Here is an 18,775-nt window from a genome sequence, read left to right as displayed (position 1 = left end):
TTGAATTCCTTAAGATTGTTTAGGCAATGTTTTTTCAGGGACTAGGTCAAGCATAACGGTTGTCGAACTCTTACCATTCGATACAACTTGCATCTTTGCTTTTGCTGAAAATGGGAAATCAAGCCCTTTAATACGTTCAAAGTTGAACGATGTGCCCCACGTGTATTCCGTAGAGACAAACCCAGCAAAGTTTTCACCTCGCTGTAACTCAGCTTGTGCAAAGACTTTGGTCGAATCGAAAGGACGACCGTTAAATTCGCCTTTTGACGCTTTAGCACCTAATACGATGATTTGTGATTCATATTGCATGGACAAATTCCTTATAAGCAGACATGTTCACCAGTGGTTTACCGACAAAAAGCGGCATCTCTTCCAGTGATGTTGGTTTAGTTTCAAAGTGTTGATTTAAACGAATTGACTGCATGACAGCAGCGTGTGAAAACTTGAGACGTTTTGGGACTTCATCTTTATCTGATGAAATCATGGTGATTAATTCTTGAGGTTCGACCACTTTGGCAAATTGACGGATGTATTTTCCGAATTGCACTTTAAGAACGTCGATTGCTTTATCCCAACTAATTTCAGACTGTTTTTTAACAACTTTTGTCTTTTCAGGGGTGCAAAAATCTTTTTCTAGTTGCTTGGCAAGCCACTCAAAGCAAGGGTAAGCGCCTAAAAAGTACTGTGACGGTGAGAGCAAAATATCAAGCGGGATATAGCGGTCTTTAGACTTAAATTCGACTTCAGCACGTACCCAAGGGCTTAAAGGACTACCCTCTTTTTTACCGCGTTCATAGAAACGGCAATATTTTCCACTGGTACGATCACCGACAGCAAAGGTACGGCCTTTACCGTTTGGACGTTTCCAAGGGCCAATCTTTTCAATTTTAGGTTGACGACCACCACACCAAAATCCGCCTACATCATCCCATTCATCTGCCTGATCTACAGTGATGTATTGCCCCTCAAAGTCATCATAGGCAAGGTCTACACGGGTTAATTTAGGTTCACGTGGGCCAGTTTCTCTTAAGAAACCCGTTTGAGGATCATAGAATTTTTGGTAAGAGGTCAGGTATTGATATAAACGGACTTCCCAACCTTTGCGGGCTAGAGCACACCCAGTACCATTGATTTGAATTGAGATACGACGAGAGCTATGACCGTATAAAACCATGCCCATTTTGTCTTGTAATTCGTATGCAAACTTGTAGTTATGCATACCGTTTTGACGTTTTTCACCAAGACCGAAGCCGAATATTTCATGCAAATGGTGATCTAAAAACGTTTCTATTCCGTAGGTTAGCTCTGAATCAGCGGTCATAGGATCAAGTGAGTAATATTCTTATCCTAAAGTTGACTGACAAAATCCAAAAGTAACCCAATCGTGCGATGCAATCCCATATTCATCACATGGTACAGAATGTAAAACTGGAACATTCCCTTTCTCCGTGAGAACCATTTTCAAATTGTCTAGGCGACGAGGAAAGGTGAATTCATCGTATTGGAGACGAGAATCCAATGTCGTAACCCCCATATTATAAACGGGGGTAGAAAAATCAGTCAGGCGACTAGATTCTGCTGAGAAGAATTGTGCAGATTTAGGGCTTTCCACCGTGTTTTTACGGGTTTGGGTTGTTTTTTGTACAGGTTTTTTCTGATTAGTTTTATTAGTCATTAGAGCTGTACCCCATAATAATTAGTAAGACGGTGAACAAAATAGACATAAGACACAAAGATGAAAGCTACGAAAATCCAAACGTACCAAGGTATTTGATCTTGAGGCTCAAACATGAATCAGCCCTCACACTTAGACATATGAAATGGCAAATACTGGTGATGAAATCTTGAGAAGCACTTTGGGCACTCAACATCAACAGATCCTAGAACGATGCTTTGAATTTTCATCTTGCTGGCCCGTCATAAAAAACAACTGCAATAATCAGAAAGCAGATAAATCCAAAAAACCCGAGGATAAATAAACCTGCGAGAATATGATCCATCTAGCAATCCCCCATTTCTTTTAATTCAGCGTTTGTTTTTTTGTATAAATCTGCATGAACATCAATCAGCGAATAGTCATAAGCCATTTCAGACGCAACAAATGCCAAGTGCTCTAAACACTGCTCTGTGGAGAAAGCAGGTACAAAGTTATCTAATGCACATTGGCCATGTTGAGAAACAAGCTCTGCCACCCTGTTAAATGCTGCTTGGGTGAAGTCTTGAGGATTATTAAAAGTTATTAGCATATTGACACCCTGACACAGGGAAACATAATTTAGCGAAAGTTACCATGAAACACTGTGTCAATGCAACAGGTTATATAATAATGCCTCATTGACACGGTATGACAGTGGGACAGACATGGCTTCAGTACAGATTAGAGTTCAGGAAGATTTAGCAGACAAAATTGAGAATGCTAAATGGGAAATTAAATACAAGCTCAGATTGGAAATACAAAACACCGATGTATTGAATGCGCTCATTTACCATCACTTAAAAAATCTGACTGAAGACGAAGTGTTGGAATATCGCCGAAAGATTCTAGGGAAAGACGAATAATGGGATTAGCAATCTTTTGTCTTATTCTGGGATTTATTGTTGGTTATTTGCTTAGGGATTCTAGGCAAGAAAAACCAAAAGAGACCCCACAAAAAACAAGAAATGTGTACCTGAACTACAATGGAAAGGCAGCGCGAAAAAATCCGCTATCACAATGATGCGGACAGAATCAGACAACTAAATTTACTTTCGCCAAACGAAAGTAAATTCATGAGATTGCTTCAACACTAATTTGAAGACCATAAACTGATTGTAAAAGACAGACGTTTTTATATAGCAGATCGGGACAACTACCCTGTTGCTATATTTGAATATCGAGATGGAACAAAGCAGCTAAAAGTAGAAGATGCCGAAGAAGGAACACCAGTGTTTCTATACAAAGCAATTTTATCTAGCGAAGCAATTTTAGAAGATAAAGCAAAGCTCAGAGCCGAATGTCGCATAACGTAGGATTATGTTAAATAGCATATCCAAGACTGTAGCCTACGCAACTTCAGTTGGTGCTACAGCTCGACATCGTGAATCTCAGTAAAATTATATTCACGATGCCGAGTACGCTAATGAACATAATATACGTTATGCCGAAATCCGTGAGCTTGATATATTTTGCCAATCAGGTTTTTTATCTAAAAATACTAAGTTATTGTTTTATGTAATTAGTGTTAGCCAGGGAAAACTCCGCTGGATTAACCAGCTGTGTAATAAAATGCCTATAAAAGCCCTATTGTGATTCAAATTTAGTCAATCGTAACCCGCATGTTATAAACGGGGGTAGAAAAATCAGTCAGGCGACTAGATTCTGCTGAGAAGAATTGTGCAGATTTAGGGCTTTCCACCGTGTTTTTACGGGTTTGGGTTGTTTTTTGTACAGGTTTTTTCTGATTAGTTTTATTAGTCATTAGAGCTGTACCCCATAATAATTAGTAAGACGGTGAACAAAATAGACATAAGACACAAAGATGAAAGCTACGAAAATCCAAACGTACCAAGGTATTTGATCTTGAGGCTCAAACATGAATCAGCCCTCACACTTAGACATATGAAATGGCAAATACTGGTGATGAAATCTTGAGAAGCACTTTGGGCACTCAACATCAACAGATCCTAGAACGATGCTTTGAATTTTCATCTTGCTGGCCCGTCATAAAAAACAACTGCAATAATCAGAAAGCAGATAAATCCAAAAAACCCGAGGATAAATAAACCTGCGAGAATATGATCCATCTAGCAATCCCCCATTTCTTTTAATTCAGCGTTTGTTTTTTTGTATAAATCTGCATGAACATCAATCAGCGAATAGTCATAAGCCATTTCAGACGCAACAAATGCCAAGTGCTCTAAACACTGCTCTGTGGAGAAAGCAGGTACAAAGTTATCTAATGCACATTGGCCATGTTGAGAAACAAGCTCTGCCACCCTGTTAAATGCTGCTTGGGTGAAGTCTTGAGGATTATTAAAAGTTATTAGCATATTGACACCCTGACACAGGGAAACATAATTTAGCGAAAGTTACCATGAAACACTGTGTCAATGCAACAGGTTATATAATAATGCCTCATTGACACGGTATGACAGTGGGGCAGACATGGCTTCAGTACAGATTAGAGTTCAGGAAGATTTAGCAGACAAAATTGAGAATGCTAAATGGGAAATTAAATACAAGCTCAGATTGGAAATACAAAACACCGATGTATTGAATGCGCTCATTTACCATCACTTAAAAAATCTGACTGAAGACGAAGTGTTGGAATATCGCCGAAAGATTCTAGGGAAAGACGAATAATGGGATTAGCAATCTTTTGTCTTATTCTGGGATTTATTGTTGGTTATTTGCTTAGGGATTCTAGGCAAGAAAAACCAAAAGAGACCCCACAAAAAACAAGAAATGTGTACCTGAACTACAATGAAAGGCAGCGCGAAAAAATCCGCTATCACAATGATGCGGACAGAATCAGACAACTAAATTTACTTTCGCCAAACGAAAGTAAATTCATGAGATTGCTTCAACACCAATTTGAAGACCATAAACTGATTGTAAAAGACAGACGTTTTTATATAGCAGATCGGGACAACTACCCTGTTGCTATATTTGAATATCGAGATGGAACAAAGCAGCTAAAAGTAGAAGATGCCGAAGAAGGAACACCAGTGTTTCTATACAAAGCAATTTTATCTAGCGAAGCAATTTTAGAAGATAAAGCAAAGCTCAGAGCCGAATGTCGCATAACGTAGGATTATGTTAAATAGCATATCCAAGACTGTAGCCTACACAACACAGTTGTTGCTACAGCTCGACATCGTGAATCCCAGTAAAATTATATTCACGATGCCGAGTACGCTAATGAACATAATATACGTTATGCCGAAATCTACGCGCGCAGCCTATTGATGTGATGATAAAAATAGCTTCAATCTTAAGTTTTTAATCACTAGATGGCTGAATAATCTTGTGAACGATATGCTCATGTGTCGGTACGAGGCCGGCTTTTAAGCCAAGTGGTTTAAACACCTTATCTAACACGACCTGAGTCAGTTGACCTTTATCCTGTTCAATGTCTGTTAAAGTACGCCGACTGATTCCGACAATTGCTGCATATTTTTCTTGAGATAGCCCCAATACATTTTTGCGCAAGTGGCTCAGCAGTTGCCCCAAGGTAATTTTACCGAATAAATATTGCGTATATAAATCAATGAGCAATTGCTGACGGTCAAGTGGCTGATTTTCCTTTTTCATAATAGTTCCCATCGACTCAATTTGGCTTCAATAAAGTCATATCCTAGACCTGGCATATCTATAATCGTTTGGGGAACACCTCTATTGATTAATTGCTGTTTGAGACCAAGAAGTTTGCTCGCCAATGTTTTCAATGTACTTAAAGATATTTGTGGTTCACACCAATGTGCAAGATTTCGGCTAATACTTTCCCAGCGGTATTCCCCTCCTTCTTCATACGGACTTCCCCATGTTGTTGATCTCGTTACAACTTCTGGATCGGCTTTCATTGGGGCAAAGTCGTAAATTGGAGCAAGAAATATTCGTCCTGATTTTTTTAAGAAAGACGTATTACGACCGTGATTATCTGAGTTACCAAAAATGATATTAAGCAGATCCCTTTGTAACCACTCACAAACGAACTGCGAAGAATCAAAGTTTTTGTCCACCGATTTTAATAAAGTACAAAGCGCGTCTATGACTTCAAAATGATTCAAATGGCTCCCTGATGCTTTATTCAATACTGAATAAACCGACTCAAGCCCGAGTCGATGCCATTGTTGATTACGCCACTCTGTGTCAAATCTCGGCAGCCATAACGAAGGGTATTTCTGACCTTCAATCAGCTTCATCTGAGAAGTTTCAATTGTTGTAAATCCAAGTTCATTCAGGACAAGATAAAAATGATATTCTGCTCTCAATATGTCGCAATCTATTGCACTACGCTTATTTCGAGGGAATTTAACTAGATAATGCTGATCTGGTTCATCAAAAGAATTTTGATAGGTATCAATCCAAACTTGCTGATCCTTTGACACGCGAATTAGTAGTTTTGGAGCCTCACCTCCTGCACCAGTTGCACCGCCACTAATTGCACCCATTTGTTGTGCGTATTCGAGAAAATCAATATTTCGTTCTGTAACATCATCAGTAGTGAACTTGCGTAAGTGTAATGTTGATTCTAGATTTATTGGTGGAACTGATTCCTTAACTCTTAGATTCCCTACAGGAGCAATTGTGCCTTTTTCTAATAAAGTAAAATCTTGTTCTGCTAGTGAAAGTTTTTGCAGACCTAGATATTGCACTAAATAACGTCGAGCAGCACCAGATGGAACAATATCATCTAAAAAACTAAACCAGACTTTCGATTCATGTTGAATAAGAATCTGAACAGGAAGTGCTAAGCTACAGGCATGTTCATCTCTCTTATCTAGATAAGAAATGGCATATTCTAATTCGTAGGATAACTCACTCGCACTTGCAGAACCTTTATGTGGTTCTAATACCTTGAGTTCTGCTATATCTAGCCATTCTGTACCGAGAAGAGCTTGGATCGTTAATTTTTCCATAGATAGAAGTGAGCAAATATTTTCTCAAAAATATCATAAAATAAAAAAAATGAGAATATATTTGCGCATTCTCATGGTAATTTAAATTAAATGAGCAAATATTTGCTCGATCAATAACTGCAGCTTCTTCCAATACTACAAATATAGAGCTCGTCCACATCAGACAGTAAACAAAACATGTGCCTTAAGATCTCTAATAGTAGACTTGATCTGGTAATGGTTTATACGAGTGCGATTCCAGATGAAAAATGAAGCCACGTTGCTGGCGAGCTATTCTGTGAAGTAACCATTCTTGGCTTCAATTGTGAATGAACTGAATAGTTACCAATTTTATAGACACCTTGAAGTTAGATAAAATGACTAATAAACGAGGTGCTTATGAGCAGTAAAAGATATCCTGAAGAATTCAAAATTGAAGCAGTTAATGTCGCAGAAAGTTTCTTCCAGTTATTAAAGCGGGAACGAATTAAAAAGAAAATTTACACAACTAGGTCTGAAGCGAGGACGGATATCTTTGAATATATTGAGATGTTCTACAATTCAAAACGCAGACATGGTTCTAATGGTCAACGTTCTCCATTAGAGTATGAAAAATCCTATTTCAATCCGGCTCTGTGTGTCTAATTTTTTGGTGGCTATTCAGATAATGGAATCGACCAAGTTTCATAAAAAGCAGTAAAGACTAAAAGTACGACCAACATTGACAATGCCAATAAGAAACTAGCTTGGGCTTATGACTGCTTTTCTTGTAACGATTGTCCAGTCCACACATAACCCATTTCCTCTGTTAATTGCTCCATTACTGTTATTTACTTAAATCAATGCTTCATCGGTATAGACTTCTCTAAAATTGAAGCCTTTGAAGCAACTTCAACATCTGGCTGCCTCATGTCAGGATACTTGGAGCAGCCCAAATTTAATGGGTACATTTATCTATTGGATACACATTCAAGCAACCGAACCGTCATTTAAAATATTTATTGAGCTATCAATAATACCTTTAGCTTGTAAAGAAGCGAGTTCTTCTCGGGTTTTATACTGTAATAAAATCTTTAGCGTATGTTCACCCAACTGTGGCGCAGCATGCTTATATTCAACCGGCGTATTGGATAACTTTATCGGTGAACCAATCATTTTAAATTGATCATTCAACGGATGTGCAACATCCACCACCATATTCCGAGACTGAATTTGTGGTTCATGCAGTGCATCTTCTATCGAGTTAATCACCCCGACCGGCACTTTTACTGCATGAATTGCCGCTACCCAATCTTGTGCATTTTTAGTCAAGAAGTACTCTGACAGCAATGGAATCAATTCATCACGATGCTTAACCCGATCCTGATTATGTTGGAACTTTTTATCTTCTAATAATTTAGGAAGCTCAATGGCAATGCACAAATCTTTAAACTGCTTATCATTGCCACAAGCGATAATAAATTCTTTATCCTTGGCTCTAAATGTCTGATAGGGAACAATATTCGGATGATTATTCCCCATGCGCTTTGGAGCAACACCAGAAGTTAAATAATTCATGCCCTGATTGGCCAGTGTAGCCACCTGTACGTCTAATAAGGATAAATCGATATATTGCCCACAACCAGTGTGTTGGCGAGCCAGTAAAGCCGCCTGAATGGCAACGGTTGCATACAGCCCCGTTTGAATATCGACCACAGCTACACCGACTTTTTGTGCACCGCCACCGGGTAACTCATCTTTTTCACCTGTAATACTCATTAATCCGGACATACCTTGAATAATAAAGTCATACCCCAACTCTTCTGCACGCGGTCCAGTTTGACCGAATCCGGTAATCGAGCAATAGACCAAGTTCGGATTAAGCTGATTTAAAGATGCATAATCTAAACCGTATTTTTCCAATGAGCCTGCTTTATAGTTTTCAATCACTACATCGGCAGTTTTAGCAATTTCACGAATCAGTTCCTGCCCTTGTTCAGTTGCAATATCGATAGCAACTGAATATTTGTTGCGGTTGGTACACTGGTAATAGCCCGATTCACGGGTGGCAGCACCCTGATTATCCAGCATCCACGGTGGTCCCCACATACGGGTGTCATCTCCCACTTTTGGACGTTCAATTTTAATCACTTCAGCACCTAGATCTGCCAAAATCTGTCCGCACCATGGACCTGCCAGTACGCGGCTTAAATCCAGTACCCGTATTCCTTGTAATGCACCCATGTTCTACTCCAAAAGCCAGCAGAGAAAGCTGCTGGCCATTTTTATTATTTAGCGGTAATTGTTTTGTTGATTACTTCCACACTACTCGGCGTTTTCTCTTCCGTATTTGTGGCCGTCACTAATGAAGATTGCTGTGGATCATACTGACGTTCACGGATAAACAGGCCTGGAATAACACCCGCAATAAAGTAGGCTGTACCCATTACAATAAATGCCATAGTGAATGAACCACCTGCCGCAATAATCCCGATGGTAGCAGGCGCAATCGCAGCACCTAAACGTCCCATGTTATACGCACCGCCAATGGCTGTACCACGAACATCGGTCGCGAAGGTTTCCGCCATATAAGTTGCATTTACACCGTATGGAATTCCATAGAGGAAACCAAAGGTAATTAATAAATAAGCAATATTGTTTGGTGTATTGTAGAAAATAATCACTGGTAAAAATGCGGCTGTCGCAACTGTACCAAAGACAAAAGTTACCCGACGACCCAATTTATCTGCGGCATAGCCTGCAATAATTTTCCCTAGAATCATTGCTGTATATGCACCCACCATATAGCCTGTTAAAGCTTTGAAGTTCATATTCAGTTCTGTTTCTAAATAGGTTGGCATCCAGTTATTGACACCGTAGTAACCAAACTGTAAGAAGGCAGCCGTGGTCATCCACAGCAAAAACATTTTGCGGTGTTGAGTATGGCCAAAAATACGTTTATACACACTTTCAGAGGGAGCTTTTGCAGTGATTACTTCAGTTGTAGGCTCAATTTTCAATTCTTTACGTTTAAATTGTTCTATTTTTGCTTCCTGCCAAGATGCAGGTTCAGGTACAAAACGCATGAAAATAAGTGCAAATGCTGCTGGAACAATCGTGACATAAAACAGCATACGCCAGCCATGGTCAGGGATAATTGCGCCCGCCAACAACGTCGCCACGATATAACCAATGGTTTGACCTGTCTGTAATGTGCCTAAAACGGTGGTGCGATATTTTGTTGGTACATATTCAGCCATCAGCGTATTACACGCCATGTATAACGAACCTAATCCAAATGCGCCAATAAACCGCAAAATCATGAACTGCTCATAAGTTTGAGTGAAGCCCAAAATACAGGTCATAATTGAAAAGAAAACCACAGACCAGGCGATGGTTTTGACACGACCGAATTTGTCACATGCCCATCCACCTGTAATTCCACCAAGTGCCATCCCTGCTAGTGATGAACTTCCCAGCATACCGGCTTGAAATGAAGTTAGACCGAACTCAGCCTTTAAACTGGTCAAGCTGAATGACAACAGCATGATGTCGACACCATCAATTACCAGAGAAATAAATGCAAAAACAAATGCAATTTTCCAGGTGTTTTTATGAATACGGTGCACTGTACCTATATTGGATGGTAATTTTCTGCTGAGCGTTCCTGCTTCAGCTTGTATATCATTATTCATTTCCATATCCCTCATTTTCCCAAATGAGTCATCGGCAGTCCTATTATTTCTCTACATTTGCCTTAGGTTCTTTATTATTTTTCTATCGTTCCATTTGAACTTTAAGCTTGAAAACGCACAGATTTACAAGAATGTTTCACGATGAATCCTTTAATTTAAGTTAATTGTTGATTTTTGATTTTTGATTTTTGATTTTTGATTTTTGATTTTTGATTTTTGATTTTTGATTTTTGAGACAAAAAAGTCTCAAGGATGCCTATAAATAAACATCCTGAATTGAAGAACTAAATTAGTTACCGAATGCGGCAATTCCAGTTTGTGAGCGTCCTAAAATTAACGCATGAACATCATGGGTACCTTCATAGGTATTGACTACTTCCAGATTAACCAGATGGCGTGCTACGCCAAATTCATCAGAGATCCCGTTACCACCCATCATGTCACGTGCCAGACGTGCAATATCTAGAGCTTTACCACAGTTATTACGCTTAATTAAAGACGTACCTTCAACTGATGCGATACCTTCATCTTTCATACGACCAAAACGTAAAGCCACCTGTAAACCGAGTGCAATTTCAGTTTGCATATCGGCCAGTTTCTTCTGAATCAACTGATTGGCAGCAAGTGGCCGGCCAAACTGTTTACGATCCATGGTGTATTGATGTGCCGTATGCCAGCAGAATTCTGCTGCGCCCATGGCCCCCCAAGCAATCCCGTAACGCGCACTGTTCAGACAGGTAAATGGACCTTTTAAGCCACGTACTTCTGGAAATGCATTCTCTTCCGGTACAAACACGTTATCCATCACAATTTCACCGGTGATCGATGCACGTAGGCCGACCTTGCCATGAATCACAGGCGCTGAAAGCCCTTCCCAGCCTTTTTCCAAAATAAACCCGCGAATGTCACCGACATTTCCCTCAGCGGATACTTCCTTGGCCCAGACCACGAATACATCTGCTATCGGACTATTGGTAATCCACATTTTTGCGCCAGTTAAGCGGTAACCGCCATCGACTTTTTTGGCACGGGTAATCATGCTGCCCGGATCAGAACCATGATCTGGTTCAGTCAAGCCGAAACAGCCAATATATTCCCCTGTGGCTAATTTTGGTAAATACTTCTGTTTTTGTTCTTCAGAACCAAATTCATGAATCGGGACCATGACCAGTGAACTTTGTACGCTGGCCATTGAACGATAACCTGAATCGACTCGCTCAATTTCACGTGCAATCAGGCCATAGCTGACATAATTCAAACCAGCACCACCGTACTGTTCAGGAATGGTTGGACCCAGCAATCCTAATTCACCCATTTCACGAAAAATAGCTGGATCGGTTTTTTCATGGCGGAACTGCTCTAAAACCCGTGGCATCAACTTGTCTTGACAGTAAGCAGCTGCTGCATCACGAATCATGCGCTCTTCTGAACTGAGTTGCTGTTCTATCAGGAACGGGTCTTGCCAGTTAAAATTTGATTTACTTACTTTCTTAGAATTTACCATTTGATTCATAGTGTCCTCACCAGCCTTTAAGTCCATGTGTTGTATTATTCTTGGATTGACTGTATGCGTGAATCGTCTTTCTTTCAAACAATAAATATGCATGCAGTTATGCGTTTTCGGCATACTTTATTTAATTTAAAATTCTTAAACTGAAATTATCAGGATGATTGAAGGTTTTTACACTTAAGTTGTATAGTCATAACATAATGATATTTAATTTATTGATATCTTAATATTTTCAAGGATGAAATATGCGCCGTAAAATTCCTTCTTTGCAAGCACTTTTATGTTTTGAATCGGCAGCACGTCATGCTAGCTATACGCATGCATCCCAAGAACTGTTTTTAACTCAAAGTGCTGTTTCTAGACAAATACAACAATTAGAAAACTATTTAGATGTTCCCTTATTTACCCGAACACGGCATGGCGTAGAATTAACATATGTAGGCCAACAATATTTCAAGAGTATTACGCCCTATCTAAAGGGATTAGAACAGACCACACTAGATGTTATTGCGCACAAAGGACAAGGAGGTACTTTAAAACTCGGGGTAGTGCCTACATTTGCTACACGCTGGTTGTTGCCAAAGTTACAAACCTTTAATCAGCTCTATCCTGAAATTACTGTCCATTTAGAAACTAGTACACGACCTTTTTTATTTAATGACCATATTCTAGATGCTGCTATTTATGCAGGTACACCTCAACAAGTTGAACAATGGCCTGGCACATGTAGCCACTTTTTAATGCATGAAGATGTGGTTGCCGTATGCGCACCTAGCTTAATTACACGCTATTTTCCTGATGCTACTATGATTAATATCAATAGCTTTGATTTAAGTGCACAACAATTAATAGAACTTCCGTTGTTACAACAAACAACAAGACCTCATATTTGGGAGGAATGGTTTAATCTCCATCCAATAAAGCACCCTAACCCTAACCATGGTCAACGTCATGAATTATTTTCAATGTTAGCTGTTGCTGCTAATCATGGTATGGGAATGGCGTTAATTCCACAAATGCTTATCAAAAAAGAATTACAAAAGAAGGAATTAGTTATAGTTTCGACTAAAAAACTAGAAAAAAAGCGAGCATATTATTTAATACATTCCAGTCAGGAAAACTCACCACTTATTGAAAAATTTGTTGGATGGATACAACAAGAAGTGAAAGAATAAATTGAAGATTATGGAAACTGCATGCATTATAAAAAATACTCTGTATCACTCTGAATTTTAGGTGAAATATGCTGCTCAACCCAGGTTAACCATGCTCTTGTTTTAGCATCAATAAAATGACGCGATGGGAGTAAAGTATAAACACCAATATCAGGTGATCTCCAATCTGCTAAAACACGGCGCAATCGCCCAGTACGTATAGCCTCAATCACAGCAAAAGTTGGAAGTAATGCTATGCCCATATCTTGCTGCACCATGTCTAATAATAGTTCTGGTGTATCTGCAATCAATTGGCCTGTAATATCGATTTGATATGAACAACTATTTTCACTGACTAGATGCCATTGCGGTGTAATAGATGGATTCACCAATCTTAAACAGGCATGTTTTTGTAGATCATCTAATGATTTTGGTTCGCCATATTTTTCTAAATAGGCTGGCGATGCGCAAAGTAATGAAAATATTGTTCCAATTCGGCGAGCAACAAATCTTGAGTCGGCCAAAGATTCAGTGAGATATAAACTGACATCAATTCCTTTGGCTAAGAGGTCTGGTACATTCTGCGAAGTACGGTATTCAACCGTAAGGTCTGGATAAGTTTGACAGAACTCGGCCAGCATCGGAGAAACATAATGATGGCCAAAACTACCCATACTCAAAACACGTAATCTGCCCTGCGGTTTGCTTGCCATTCCCATGGCTTGAGCTTCGGCTTCTTCCACCATTGCAAGCACTTGACGGCATTGCTCTGCATAAGTTGCACCAATATCGGTCAATGCATGCTGTCTGGTCGATCGTTGTAGTAATTTTGTACCTAAACGCCCTTCTAACTCGCTAATCAGTCGAGACACTTGCGCTGTTGTCAGTTCCATCTGCTCTGCGGCAGCCGTAAAGCTTCCACTATCAATGACTTTTAGGAAAGCATGCATTGCGTGGAGTAATCCACCCTCAAGATTTTTGCGCATAACGTAAATATGTTTTTCTTAATTACGCATTGTTGCACCAGTCTGGATCACCCACAATGACATTAATGTACATACATTGAACAGTTTCATTGTCTTAAGTTGAACTGATCAATCTTTTTTCGAGTATGTCATTTACTCCAAATATTCAACGGGATGTTGAGAAAAGAAAGTAGCTCGATCTACAAAATTCAAAGGAGATATAAATGAATATAGCGACAAAATTTACCCCAAATAAAATTCCAACCAAGGATGTGTCACTTGAAGATAAATATCTCAGTGATGACGGTACTGCTTACATGACTGGTATTCAGGCTATGGTGCGTTTACCACTCGCACAAACACGGCGGGATACTTTAAACGGTTATCATACTGCTGGCTTTATTTCGGGTTATCGTGGTTCCCCTGTAGGAAACTATGATAATTTTCTCTGGCAAGTTGAAGGCATACTCAAAGACCATCATGTTGTTTTTCAACCCGGTGTAAATGAAGATCTCGCTGCTACTGCAATTTGGGGTACCCAACAAGCCAATCTCGCAGGTCAAGGTAAATATGATGGTGTGACCGCATGGTGGTATGGCAAAGGCCCAGGGGTAGATCGTTCTGGAGATGTTCTCCGTCATGCCAATCTTGCAGGAACATCAGAACGAGGTGGTGTGGTTGCCTTTTTTGGTGATGACCACTCTTGTAAATCGTCAAGTATTCCACACCAGTCAGAACACGTGATGATCGGTTGTGGCATTCCAATTTTTTACCCGACTTCAATACAGCAAATTCTTGATTTAGGTGTACATGCGGTCGCCATGTCACGCTTTTCGGGTGTATGGACTTCGATGAAGTTAGTCAGTGAAATCGTCGAAACCTCGGCTTCTGTTCATGTGGATTTAGATCGAGTCACTCCTGTTTTACCCCAAAATATTCAAATGCCTGAAGATGGTGTTAATATTCGTTGGCCTGATCACGGCATTCAACAAGAACAACGTCTTTATCAATATCGCTTACCCGCTGTATTGGCTTATGCACGTGAAAATGAACTGAATCAAGTGACATGGCATTGTGCTGATGCGCGTATTGGCATTGCAGCAAGTGGTAAAGGTTATTTAGATACGATTGAAGCGTTACGTATTCTCGGAATTGAAGGTGAAACAGCTCAACAGCTCGGATTGAGAGTGTATCAAGTTGCTTTAATTTGGCCCTTAGAACCGCAAGGTCTGCGTGAATTTGCCGAAGGTTTAGAAGAACTGATTGTTGTTGAAGAAAAACGCCCGATTCTTGAAGCACAGATTAAAGATGAACTCTATGCGCTTCCAGATGGCAAACGCCCTCGTATCATTGGTAAAGCGAGTGATGGAAAAGGTGAATGGAGTACATCGATTGATGAAGCGCCTTTGATTGGTCACTATGAATTCCAACCTGAACCGATTGCAAAAATGTTGGCCGCTCGATTCTTAAAATTAGATCTTCCAGAAAGTTTAAAAACACAAATTCAAAATAGACTTGAGCTATTGCAAAAAGCAGAGTACGAGTCACGGCATGTTCTGGATATTGCAGAACGCAAACCTTTCTTTTGTAGCGGTTGCCCTCACAATTCATCAACAGCATTACCCGAAGGCAGTCGTGCACTGGGCGGGATCGGTTGTCATTATATTGCCGTGTTACAGAATCATGGCACAGAAACGTTCACGCAAATGGGTGGCGAAGGCGTAAGTTGGGCTGGTGCTTCCCATTTCACCAATGAAAAGCATATTTTTGCCAATCTAGGCGATGGAACCTATTTTCATTCAGGTTATCTGGCTATCCGCCAAGCGATTGCTGCAAAACTCAATATGACCTACAAAATTCTCTATAACGATGCAGTGGCAATGACGGGTGGACAGCATGTCGATGGTCATCTGAGCGTGGCACAGTTAACACGACAATTGGATGCTGAAGGAATCACAAAACAAGTCATCGTCACGGATGAACCTGAGCTGATTCATGCCGAAGAAGGTATTGCGTCTCATGTCGAGATTTACCATAGAAATGAATTAGATGATGTCCAACGCAAATTACGAGAGATTTCTGGCGTTACGGCGTTAATTTATGTTCAAACCTGTGCCAGTGAAAAACGTCGTCGTCGTAAACGCAATGCATATCCTGATGTTGCAGAGCGAGTTTTTATCAATAGTGATATTTGTGAAGGTTGCGGTGACTGTTCTAAACAATCGAACTGCTTATCTATCGAACCTGTTGAAACGGCATTAGGAACGAAACGTCAAATCAATCAAAGCAGTTGCAACAAAGACTTCTCTTGTGTGGATGGTTTCTGTCCAAGTTTTGTCACCGTTCATACCCGTGATATGAAACGTCCAGAAATATTCAAAGGAATAGAAGCTGGCTGGCCAGAAAAACCAATCCTTCCTGAATTGGATCAACAACCCATCCGGATCATGGTTGGTGGTGTTGGCGGTACAGGTGTGGTTACAGCAGGTGCTTTATTAGGAATGGCTGCCCATTTAGAAGGAAAAGCAGCACGTATTATGGATATGGCTGGGCTGGCTCAAAAAGGTGGTACGGTTTATTCCTATATACAACTCGCGACTGAAGATGATCAAATCTCGGCAACCAAAATCCCTGCGGGTCAATGTGATGTTTTAATTGGTGCAGATGCGATTGTTGCAGGCAGTAATGCGGCACTGTCTCGTTTAAAAGCTGATGCTGTTGTCATCGTCAATGAAGATGGTTCCCCTACTTCTGATTTCCTTCAATCTCGTGATTGGTATGCGCCAATTGCAGATTTGATTCATCGACTTCGTGGTAAAACGACTCAAGGAAAACTCACATCTTTATCTGTAACACGTATTGCCACACAGGTTTTAGGTGATGCAATCTTTGCAAATCAAATCTTACTTGGCATGGCTTGGCAAGCAGGTCAGATTCCGCTTAAACGCGAAAGTATTGAAAAGGCAATTCACCTCAACGGTACGGCTACTGAAAAAAACCTTGAAGCTTTCCGCATCGGTTGCCATCTGATGAGTGATCCTGACTTAGCCAAACGCATTATTGCAACGATCCCAACGATGCCTAAACCAACCACGTTGGCTGAACTCATTGAAGATCGTTCTGCGCGTCTGGTCGAGTATTGGAATCAAGATTATGCAACGCAGTATCGAACTCTGGTGGAACAAGCTGCCAAAGTATTGCCCGAAGAATTAACTGGAACCATTGCGACACAGTTATATAGAGTCATGGCGTATAAAGATGAATATGAAGTTGCACGCTTACTCACAGGAAAAAGTTTTAAACAATCGATTGAAACCCAATTTGGTCAAGGTCTACGTTTAACCTATCACTTAGCCCCTCCTGCTTTGGGTGCTCATGGCACCATACGCAAACGTGCTTTCGGATATTGGATGCGCATTCCGATGATGATTCTTGCTCGCCTACAGTGGCTCAGAGAAACTTTTCTTGATCCATTTGCTTTACAGCAAGAACGTCAAAAAGAACATGCTTGGCGTGATCGTTATATCGCATTTGTGAAAGCCATTAGTTCTGCACCTGAAAGCTATGACTTATCTGTAGCTGAGCAAATTGCTAAATTACCAGCAGATGTACGAGGTTTTGGTCATGTCAAAATGCAAGCGATGGATGCAGCAATACAACGTTGGGATGAGCTTTCATTGAGTCTTCGTAGAGAACATGAATAAAGGAAGTCAATTGATCTAAATAAGTAGCTGATACAGGATTAAACTGAAGTTGTATTGATACTCAGGTTATAGATCAGGTTCAGCTACTTCTGTTTCTTTACGATGAACTGTTGATAATGGTTCAATTTTTTTGAATTAAGGTAAAAATCTCAAATTTGAGACTAGAATCCACCATTAGATAATGTGGGCTCTTTTGCAAATTATTTTTTGATAGGTCCTTTTTTCTTTCTAATAGCTTTTGCTAGTTTATTTATATCAGCTTTAGAATGATATAATTCACTCAATAAATGACTCATTAACTCATAGGCATCAAAGACATCATCCTGTAATATTTCAGAATTAGCATGACTTCCTGCATTACCAAGCCATTTAATGGCATATAGAATATTTTCAAGCTCACCTAAAACTGCATTTTTATCCTTTGCTTTCGCAATTCTAGAATCTAAAGTTAACCTGTTATTTTTCCCATTTTTTCTAGAATATCTAGGAACACCATATTCTGTTAGAATATTTTCAATGGCGGCTCTAACTTTATTTGCTGCTGAGCCTGGGGATTGAAGTGTCAAGGAAAAAGCTTCAATTAATAATGATTTAACGTTATCAGGGCATTTTTCTGGAATATTGAAAAAATGTATTGTAGGGATAAATATTTTTGGAAGATAGTACGAATAGTATTGTTGTTCCATTTCGCCATGTTCATTAGGTTCTGGCTCCCAATCCACGGATCCAATACCAGAACATATAACTGATTCAGCACAATCTGAATTATTGCAAATAAGTACAGTAGTAAAAACAGAAGTTAACCATTCCGGTTCCCAATAGTCATCATCTGCCTTCATTTTTTTTGACGATGCAGTATCTTCTGCAAAAAATTTATCCTTATTTAATTTTAAACTTAGATTAGTGCAACTAGGGCAAGGAAAAGTGACGTTATCTGTCTGTTTAAAATATCTTTTATAAAGCTGTCTATCCATATTAATTTAATTTCAAAAGTCATTCTGAAGTCGCATAACTTCATTTTATGTTAAATAGAATATCTGAGACTGTGTAGCCTACACGACACTGCTTGTTGCCACAGCTCAGCAACGTTAATCTCTACGATCATAATTCACGTTGCTGAGTATTCCAAGTAACATAATATTAGCTTTGAAAAATCTATCTTTGTCGT

At 39.7% G+C, this 18,775-nt stretch carries 18 protein-coding genes and 3 pseudogenes; 7 read left to right on the top strand and 14 right to left on the bottom strand.

The window, feature by feature from the left end; genetic code table 11:
- Window positions 1–9: 9 nt before the first annotated feature.
- The 4 genes from AC0KVP_RS08815 to AC0KVP_RS08800 form a co-directional block, all read right to left on the bottom strand.
- On the bottom strand, window positions 10–309 hold the full coding sequence (locus AC0KVP_RS08815; RefSeq protein WP_473336073.1) for a hypothetical protein: 300 nt from the start codon (window positions 307–309) through the stop codon (window positions 10–12).
- Window positions 299–1,321 (bottom strand): replication initiation factor domain-containing protein, encoded by a 1,023-nt coding sequence (locus AC0KVP_RS08810; RefSeq protein WP_473336071.1) that lies wholly within the window; start codon window positions 1,319–1,321, stop codon window positions 299–301. Before AC0KVP_RS08810 ends, AC0KVP_RS08815 begins: the two co-directional genes overlap by 11 nt.
- Before the next feature lie 21 nt (window positions 1,322–1,342).
- A complete protein-coding gene (locus tag AC0KVP_RS08805) occupies window positions 1,343–1,675 on the bottom strand; it encodes a hypothetical protein (RefSeq protein WP_473336069.1) in 333 nt (110 codons plus the stop codon).
- Between the two features lie 325 nt (window positions 1,676–2,000).
- The gene (locus AC0KVP_RS08800; RefSeq protein ID WP_473336067.1) at window positions 2,001–2,246 is read right to left on the bottom strand and encodes a hypothetical protein; all 246 of its coding nucleotides are present in this window, start codon (window positions 2,244–2,246) and stop codon (window positions 2,001–2,003) included.
- Window positions 2,247–2,361: 115 nt separating this feature from the next.
- On the opposite strand from AC0KVP_RS08800, the gene AC0KVP_RS08795 reads away from it, so the two are divergent.
- Together AC0KVP_RS08795 and AC0KVP_RS08790 are read left to right on the top strand one after the other, a co-directional pair.
- A complete protein-coding gene (locus AC0KVP_RS08795) occupies window positions 2,362–2,559 on the top strand; it encodes a hypothetical protein (protein ID WP_058869613.1) in 198 nt (65 codons plus the stop codon).
- Window positions 2,559–3,009, top strand: a pseudogene (locus AC0KVP_RS08790) (hypothetical protein). The gene AC0KVP_RS08795 and the pseudogene AC0KVP_RS08790 overlap by 1 nt, the downstream one beginning before the upstream one ends.
- A gap of 287 nt (window positions 3,010–3,296) precedes the next feature.
- Here the strand turns inward: AC0KVP_RS08790 and AC0KVP_RS08785 are convergent.
- The gene (locus tag AC0KVP_RS08785; RefSeq protein WP_279693984.1) at window positions 3,297–3,458 is read right to left on the bottom strand and encodes a hypothetical protein; all 162 of its coding nucleotides are present in this window, start codon (window positions 3,456–3,458) and stop codon (window positions 3,297–3,299) included.
- A gap of 325 nt (window positions 3,459–3,783) precedes the next feature.
- Window positions 3,784–4,029, bottom strand: a complete 246-nt coding sequence (locus AC0KVP_RS08780) for a hypothetical protein (protein WP_473336067.1) — start codon at window positions 4,027–4,029, stop codon at window positions 3,784–3,786.
- 115 nt (window positions 4,030–4,144) lie between these two features.
- Between AC0KVP_RS08780 and AC0KVP_RS08775 the strand changes: the two genes are divergently transcribed.
- Together AC0KVP_RS08775 and AC0KVP_RS08770 are read left to right on the top strand one after the other, a co-directional pair.
- Window positions 4,145–4,342: a hypothetical protein gene (locus AC0KVP_RS08775; RefSeq protein ID WP_058869613.1), complete on the top strand. Its 198-nt coding sequence runs from the start codon at window positions 4,145–4,147 to the stop codon at window positions 4,340–4,342.
- A complete protein-coding gene (locus tag AC0KVP_RS08770) occupies window positions 4,342–4,791 on the top strand; it encodes a hypothetical protein (RefSeq protein ID WP_224469242.1) in 450 nt (149 codons plus the stop codon). The genes AC0KVP_RS08775 and AC0KVP_RS08770 overlap by 1 nt, the downstream gene beginning before the upstream one ends.
- A 190-nt stretch (window positions 4,792–4,981) precedes the next feature.
- Here AC0KVP_RS08770 and AC0KVP_RS08765 read toward each other — a convergent pair whose 3' ends face one another.
- Both AC0KVP_RS08765 and AC0KVP_RS08760 read right to left on the bottom strand, forming a co-directional pair.
- Window positions 4,982–5,305, bottom strand: coding sequence for a helix-turn-helix domain-containing protein (locus tag AC0KVP_RS08765; protein ID WP_473336064.1), 324 nt, complete (start codon window positions 5,303–5,305; stop codon window positions 4,982–4,984).
- Window positions 5,290–6,621, bottom strand: coding sequence for a type II toxin-antitoxin system HipA family toxin (locus AC0KVP_RS08760; RefSeq protein WP_473336062.1), 1,332 nt, complete (start codon window positions 6,619–6,621; stop codon window positions 5,290–5,292). The genes AC0KVP_RS08765 and AC0KVP_RS08760 overlap by 16 nt, the downstream gene beginning before the upstream one ends.
- A 426-nt stretch (window positions 6,622–7,047) precedes the next feature.
- Here AC0KVP_RS08760 and AC0KVP_RS08755 point away from each other — a divergent pair.
- Window positions 7,048–7,245: pseudogene (locus tag AC0KVP_RS08755) on the top strand (IS3 family transposase); the annotation flags it as partial.
- A gap of 17 nt (window positions 7,246–7,262) precedes the next feature.
- Here AC0KVP_RS08755 and AC0KVP_RS08750 read toward each other — a convergent pair.
- The 4 genes and pseudogenes from AC0KVP_RS08750 to AC0KVP_RS08735 form a co-directional block, all read right to left on the bottom strand.
- Window positions 7,263–7,397 (bottom strand): annotated as a pseudogene (locus AC0KVP_RS08750) (efflux RND transporter permease subunit); the annotation flags it as partial.
- A gap of 172 nt (window positions 7,398–7,569) precedes the next feature.
- A complete protein-coding gene (locus tag AC0KVP_RS08745; protein ID WP_473336060.1) occupies window positions 7,570–8,823 on the bottom strand; it encodes a CaiB/BaiF CoA transferase family protein in 1,254 nt (417 codons plus the stop codon).
- Window positions 8,824–8,867: 44 nt separating this feature from the next.
- A complete protein-coding gene (locus tag AC0KVP_RS08740; protein ID WP_473336057.1) occupies window positions 8,868–10,274 on the bottom strand; it encodes an MFS transporter in 1,407 nt (468 codons plus the stop codon).
- A 289-nt stretch (window positions 10,275–10,563) separates the two neighbouring features.
- Window positions 10,564–11,787 carry an acyl-CoA dehydrogenase gene (locus AC0KVP_RS08735; RefSeq protein WP_473336055.1) on the bottom strand — a complete coding sequence of 408 codons (1,224 nt, stop codon included), beginning with the start codon at window positions 11,785–11,787 and terminating at the stop codon, window positions 10,564–10,566.
- A 242-nt stretch (window positions 11,788–12,029) separates the two neighbouring features.
- Between AC0KVP_RS08735 and AC0KVP_RS08730 the strand changes: the two genes are divergently transcribed.
- Window positions 12,030–12,959 (top strand): LysR substrate-binding domain-containing protein, encoded by a 930-nt coding sequence (locus tag AC0KVP_RS08730; protein ID WP_473336053.1) that lies wholly within the window; start codon window positions 12,030–12,032, stop codon window positions 12,957–12,959.
- A gap of 26 nt (window positions 12,960–12,985) precedes the next feature.
- Here AC0KVP_RS08730 and AC0KVP_RS08725 read toward each other — a convergent pair whose 3' ends face one another.
- Window positions 12,986–13,924: a LysR substrate-binding domain-containing protein gene (locus tag AC0KVP_RS08725; RefSeq protein WP_473336051.1), complete on the bottom strand. Its 939-nt coding sequence runs from the start codon at window positions 13,922–13,924 to the stop codon at window positions 12,986–12,988.
- Window positions 13,925–14,127: 203 nt separating this feature from the next.
- Here AC0KVP_RS08725 and AC0KVP_RS08720 point away from each other — a divergent pair, with 203 nt between their 5' ends.
- Window positions 14,128–17,607, top strand: a complete 3,480-nt coding sequence (locus AC0KVP_RS08720) for an indolepyruvate ferredoxin oxidoreductase family protein (protein ID WP_473336050.1) — start codon at window positions 14,128–14,130, stop codon at window positions 17,605–17,607.
- A gap of 200 nt (window positions 17,608–17,807) precedes the next feature.
- On the opposite strand, the gene AC0KVP_RS08715 is transcribed toward AC0KVP_RS08720, so the two are convergent.
- The gene (locus AC0KVP_RS08715; protein WP_473336048.1) at window positions 17,808–18,581 is read right to left on the bottom strand and encodes a DUF4145 domain-containing protein; all 774 of its coding nucleotides are present in this window, start codon (window positions 18,579–18,581) and stop codon (window positions 17,808–17,810) included.
- Window positions 18,582–18,775 lie beyond the last annotated feature (194 nt).

Source organism: Acinetobacter sp. DL27 (assembly GCF_055810995.1).
The sequence above is the reverse complement of the archived record's forward strand: the minus strand, read 5'-3'. Positions and strand labels throughout refer to the sequence as shown.